5 protein-coding genes are annotated in these 5,490 nt (G+C 72.6%); 1 reads left to right on the forward strand and 4 read right to left on the reverse strand.

Annotation, left to right across the window (positions count from 1 at the left end):
- On the reverse strand, positions 1-1,899 hold a 1,899-nt coding region (locus HY68_RS04580), incomplete at its 3' end, for an ATP-dependent helicase (RefSeq protein WP_107070152.1).
- A gap of 148 nt (positions 1,900-2,047) precedes the next feature.
- On the opposite strand from HY68_RS04580, the gene HY68_RS04585 reads away from it, so the two are divergent.
- Positions 2,048-2,290 carry a mycoredoxin gene (locus tag HY68_RS04585; protein ID WP_041984696.1) on the forward strand — a complete coding sequence of 81 codons (243 nt, stop codon included), beginning with the start codon at positions 2,048-2,050 and terminating at the stop codon, positions 2,288-2,290.
- Positions 2,291-2,379: 89 nt separating this feature from the next.
- Here HY68_RS04585 and nudC read toward each other — a convergent pair whose 3' ends face one another.
- The 3 genes from nudC to HY68_RS04600 all read right to left on the reverse strand — a co-directional run.
- Complete coding sequence (gene nudC / locus HY68_RS04590; RefSeq protein ID WP_041984701.1) at positions 2,380-3,324, reverse strand: NAD(+) diphosphatase; 945 nt, start codon at positions 3,322-3,324, stop codon at positions 2,380-2,382.
- 96 nt (positions 3,325-3,420) lie between these two features.
- Entirely contained in the window at positions 3,421-4,830 is a 1,410-nt protein-coding gene (locus HY68_RS04595; protein WP_041984704.1) for a dipeptidase, read from the reverse strand.
- A 19-nt stretch (positions 4,831-4,849) separates the two neighbouring features.
- On the reverse strand, positions 4,850-5,490 hold a 641-nt coding region (locus tag HY68_RS04600; protein ID WP_041984707.1), incomplete at its 5' end, for a PD-(D/E)XK nuclease family protein.

Genomic DNA, 5,490 nt, shown 5'->3' on the forward strand with positions numbered 1-5,490 from the left:
CGGTGCGCTGTACGTCCCGTACCCGCCGCGCCCGGCGGGCGCCGCCGAGCCGGGGCGCAGCCCGGTGAGAAAGCGGGTCGGCCGCCGGGAGGCCCGGCCGCCGGGTGAGCGGGCCAGCGACCAGGACAGCGAGAGATGCTGACGCGCCCTGGTCACGCCGACATAGAGCAGCCTGCGCTCCTCCTCGACCTGCTCGTCCGTCTTCGCGTACGTGATCGGCATCATGCCTTCGGTGAGGCCGACCAGGAACACGGCGTCCCATTCGAGCCCCTTCGCCGCGTGCAGCGAGGCGAGCGTGACGCCCTGCACCGTCGGCGCGTGCTGGGCGGCCGCGCGCTCGTCCAGCTCGGCCACCAGGTCGGAGAGCGTCGCCGACGGTTTGGCCTTGACGAAGTCCTCGGCGAGCCGGACGAGCGCGGCCAGCGATTCCCAGCGGTCCCGGACGGCGCCGGAACCGGCGGGCGGTTCCGTGGTCCAGCCCTTCGTGGAGAGCACGGCGCGCACCTGCGACGGCAGATCGACGACATCGTCGAGGATCGAGTCGTTCGAGCCGAACCGGGCCGCCCCGCGCAGCGCGGCGCCCGCCTCCCGTACCTCCTGGCGCTCGAAGAACCGCTCGGCGCCGCGCAGCTGGTACGGCACTCCCGCGTCGGCCAGGGCCTGTTCGTAGACCTCCGACTGCGCGTTGATCCGGTAGAGCACGGCGATCTCACCCGCCTGGACACCGGCGGCGATCAGATCGCGGATCCGGCGGGCGGTGCCCTCGGCCTCGGCCGGCTCGTCCGCGTACTCGGTGAAGACCGGGTCGGGGCCCGCCTCGCGCTGCGAGACCAGTTCGAGCCGGTGCTCGGCCGCGCGGCCACGGGCCTGGTTCAGCAGGCCGTTCGCCAGATGGACGACCTGGGGCGTGGAGCGGTAGTCCCTGACGAGCTTGACCACCGTCGCCCCCGGGTGCCGGGTGCGGAAGTTCAGCAGGTGGTCGGGGGTGGCGCCGGTGAACGAGTAGATCGTCTGGCTGGCGTCGCCCACGACGCACAGGGTCTCCCTGTCGCCCAGCCACAGCTCCAGCAGCCGCTGCTGGAGCGGGCTCACGTCCTGGTACTCGTCCACCACGAAGTGCTGGTACTGACGGCGGATCTGGTCGGCGATGTCATGCCGGTCCTGGAGGATGCCGACGGTCAGCAGCAGCACGTCCTCGAAGTCGATCACCCCGCGGTCCCGCTTCAGCTGCTCGTACATCCCGTAGATCTGGCCGATCTCCGCCGGGTCGCGCGGGGCGTCGCGCAGGGACTTGGCGACCTCCGCCGGATAGTCGGCGGGGACCGTCTGGGTGACCTTCGCCCACTCGATCTCGCCCGTCACGTCCCGCAGCTCGTTCCTGTCGAGCCTGATCCGGCAGCGCGCCCCCGCCTCGGCGACCAGCTGCACCTTGCGCTCCAGCAGCCGGGGCAGATCGCCGCCGACCGCCTTCGGCCAGAAGAACTGGAGCTGGCGCAGGGCCGCCGAGTGGAACGTACGCGCCTGGACCCCGCCGGCGCCGAGCTGGCGCAGCCGCCCCCGCATCTCGCCCGCCGCGCGGTTGGTGAACGTGACGGCCAGGACCGTACCGGGCTGGAGGATGCCCGCCCGGACCCCGTACGCGATCCGGTGGGTGATCGCGCGCGTCTTGCCCGTGCCGGCCCCGGCCAGCACGCACACCGGACCGTGCAGCGCCGTGGCGACGGCCCGCTGCTCGGGGTCGAGCCCTTCGAGCACCGCGTCGGCGTCGCGCGGCGGGGCCACGATCTGGCCGGCGTCGGAATCCTGCGGGAACAGTGGGGAGTGCGTTGCTGGTGTCACCCCGCCATGCTGCCAGGTCGCCAGTGACAGGTGCGGAAGTTGTCCACAGGCGATGCGTATTCGTCGTACGAACGCGCGGCCCCGGTCAGCCGCGCGCCCGACGGTCAGCCGCGCGCCCGACACCACGCCCCGGTACGGGAATGGCCGCCGCCTCGGTTACGTTCACACGCGTAGGGCGAGACGGACGAGCCAGAGGAGCGCGAGGGACATGCCGGGCACTGTGACGATGTACAGCACCACGTGGTGCGGATACTGCCGTCGGCTCAAGGGCCAGATGGACCGTGAGGGCATCGCGTACAAGGAGATCAACATCGAGCAGGACCCCGAGTCGGCGGCCTTCGTCGAGAAGGCCAACGGCGGCAACCAGACGGTGCCGACCGTGCTGTTCGACGACGGTTCCACGCTGACGAACCCGTCGCTCGCCCAGGTCAAGCAGAAGATCGGCGCCTGACGTACGAGCCGCGAGCCGGACGTACGGCAGCGTCAAGGAGCCCCCGCCCGACGGCGGGGGCTCCTTCGCGTCTCAGACCGAAGCGCGCGTCACCGCTGCGGCTTGGGCAGCGGCTTGCCGTACCAGAGCTCGACCAGCCGGGCCGCGATCGAGATGCCGAGCGGCGGCAGGATCTCGCCCGTCTCGATCGCCGTCCGCAGGTCCTCGCGGGAGAACCAGCGCGCCTCCTCGATCTCCTCGCCGTCCACGGTGATCTCCGACGACGTGGCGCGGGCCATGAAGCCCAGCATCAGGCTCGAAGGGAACGGCCACGGCTGGCTCGCGACGTACTCGACCTCGCCGACCACGACCCCGGCCTCCTCGAAGACCTCACGGGCCACCGACATCTCGATCGACTCGCCCGGCTCGACGAAGCCCGCGAGGGTCGAGAACCGGCCCTCCGGCCAGTGCACCTGGCGGCCGAGCAGCGCGCGGTCCTCCTCGTCGGTGACGAGCATGATCACCGCGGGGTCGGTGCGCGGGTAGTGCTCGGCGCCGCAGGCGGGGCAGCGCCGGATGTGGCCGGCCGCCGCGATCACCGTACGTTCGCCGCAGCGCGAGCAGAAGCGGTGCAGCCGCTGCCAGTTCTCCAGCGCGACGGCGTGCACCAGCAGGCCCGCGTCGCGCGCCGACAGCAGCAGCCCGGCCTCGCGCAGCCCCGCGGGGCGCGCCGACTGGTCCATGCGTCCCGGCAGGGAGTCCTTCTGGAGCGCGAAGTAGCGCACGCCGTCGTCGTCCGTGCCGAGGAAGTAGCGGTGCGTCTCGGTGACGGGCGCCTCGAAGGACGGCGTCATGACGAGTTCGGTGGTGCCTTCGGGGGTGTCGTCGACCAGCGCCTGGCCGCCCGACACGACGAAGACGCGCGTCGTCGGATGGCTCCAGGCAGCCGCCAGCCACGCCTCGTCCAGCCGGTGGTGGGCGGCGCGGTCGATGCCACTCGGGGCGGTGAGGCCGATCGGTCGGTGTGCGATGTCTTCGTTGCTGGTGGTGCTCACAAGTACTTCCAACTCCCCCGGACGACGTGAGTATTTCTCGGTGGCGGCGGCACGCGACGCTCAGGCTGCGCGGGCCGCTCGGGCCGCGCGCCGTGCTCAGTGCGGGGCCGCGGCAAGCTCGCCCCACAGGTACGCGCTGCTCTCGACACCCTTGAGCAGGAGTTCCAGTTCGATTTTCTCGTTCGGCGAGTGCCAGCCGTCGGACGGTACGGAGACACCCAGGAACAGCACCGGCGCGCCCAGCACGTCCCGCAGATCGGCCGCGGGCCCCGAACCGCCCGCCCGGGTGTGGCGGATCTTCTGGCCGAAGGCGCGGCCCATGGCCCGTACGACCGCCTGGAGCGCCGGGTGGTCCAGCGGTGTCAGACACGGGCGGGTGGCGGGGCCGAAGGTGATCTTGTGGCGGACGCCGGCCGGGATCCGCGCCTGCGCCCAGGCGCGTACGGAGCGCTCGATCCGGTCCGGATCCTGTCCCTCGACCAGCCGGAACGAGAGCTTCAGCATGGCCGACGCCGGGATGATCGTCTTGCTGCCGGGCCCCTGGTAACCGCCGCCGATGCCGTTGACCTCGGCGGTGGGGCGGGCCCACAGCCGCTCCAGGGTGGAGTAGCCAGCCTCTCCCAGTGTGCCCTGCGACCTCGCGGTCCCCAGCCACTCCTGCTCGTCGAAGGGCAGCTCGGCGAAGAGGGCGCGCTCGGTCTCTGTCAGTTCCGCCACACCGTCGTAGAAGCCGGGGACCGCCACCCGCTCGTCCGCGTCGTGCAGCGCGGCGACCAGCCGCGCCGCGACGGTGGCCGGGTTCGGTACGGCGCCGCCGAAGGACCCCGAGTGGATGTCCTCGTCGGGCCCGTACAGCTCGATCTCGCACTCGGCGAGCCCGCGCATCCCGGTACAGACGGTGGGGGTGTCCCGGGACCACATGCCGGTGTCGGACACCGTCACCACGTCGGCGGCGAGCCGGGCCGCCTGCCGCTCGACCAGATCGAGGAAGTGCGGCGAGCCCGACTCCTCCTCGCCCTCGACGAGGAACTTCAGATGGACGGCGGGGCTGGTGCGGCCGGTCGCGGCGAGATGCGCGCGGACGCCCAGTGTGTGGAAGAACACCTGCCCCTTGTCGTCGGCGGCGCCGCGTCCGTACAGCCGGCCGTCCCGTACGACGGGGTCGAAGGGGTCGGTGAGCCAGCCGTCCTCGCGCGCGGCCGGCTGCACGTCGTGGTGGCCATAGACCAGCACGGTCGGCGCCTCGGGGTCGTCGGAGGGCCACTCGGCGAAGACGGCGGGCGCGCCGGGCGCCGCGGGGGTGCCCGTCTCCCAGACCTCGGTGACCGGGAACCCGGTCTCCGCCAGCTTGGCGGCCAGCCAGTCGGCGCTGCGGCGCACATCGGCCGCGCGCTCGGGCTCGGCGGAGACGGAGGGGATGCGCAGCCACTCGGCGAGGTCGTCGAGGAAAGCCGCCCGGTGGGTCTCTATGTACGTACGGACGACGCTGTCCGGGGTCTCGCTCATGATGTCGAGCCTAACCGGCTCAGGGGGCGTGCTCGTCTGCCGGTTCGGCCGCCCCTCCGGTGAGGATCCGCTCCAGCTCCGCCCTGCCTGGCAGCACGGCGGGCCGCACCACGTCGCCGCTGCGCACGTAGAGGAAGGCGGCTGCCACCTCGGCCGGCGCCAGCCCGTGCTGCTCGGCCCAGGCCAGCCGGTAGACGGCGAGCTGGAGCGGGTCGGCGTTGCGGGTCCTGCTGGTCTTCCAGTCGACGATCTCGTACGTGTACGCGCCGGTCGCCGGGTCGAGATCGCGGTAGACGGCGTCGATCCGGCCGCGGATCACCCGCCCGGCGAGGGTGAGGTGGAACGGCGCCTCGACGCGGTACGGGGTGCGGCTCGCGTACGGCGTCCGCTCGAACGCCGCCTTGAGCGCGGCCAGGTCGCGCTCGTCCGCGATCTCGGGCTCGTCGGCGGCGCCGCCCGGCAGCTCGTCGGGGCCGAGCATCGGCAGCGGCAGCTCCTCGAACCGCGACTCCACCCAGGCGTGGAACCGGGTGCCCCTGCGGGCCGCGGGCTGCGGGGGCCGCGGCATGGGGCGGGCGAGATCCTGCGCGTACCCGTCGGGATCGGCGGCGAGCCGCAGCAACTGGGAGGCGGACAGCGAGGGCGGTACGGCGACGTCAC

The organism is Streptomyces sp. AcH 505 (assembly GCF_000818175.1).
Taxonomy (GTDB): Bacteria; Actinomycetota; Actinomycetes; order Streptomycetales; family Streptomycetaceae; genus Streptomyces.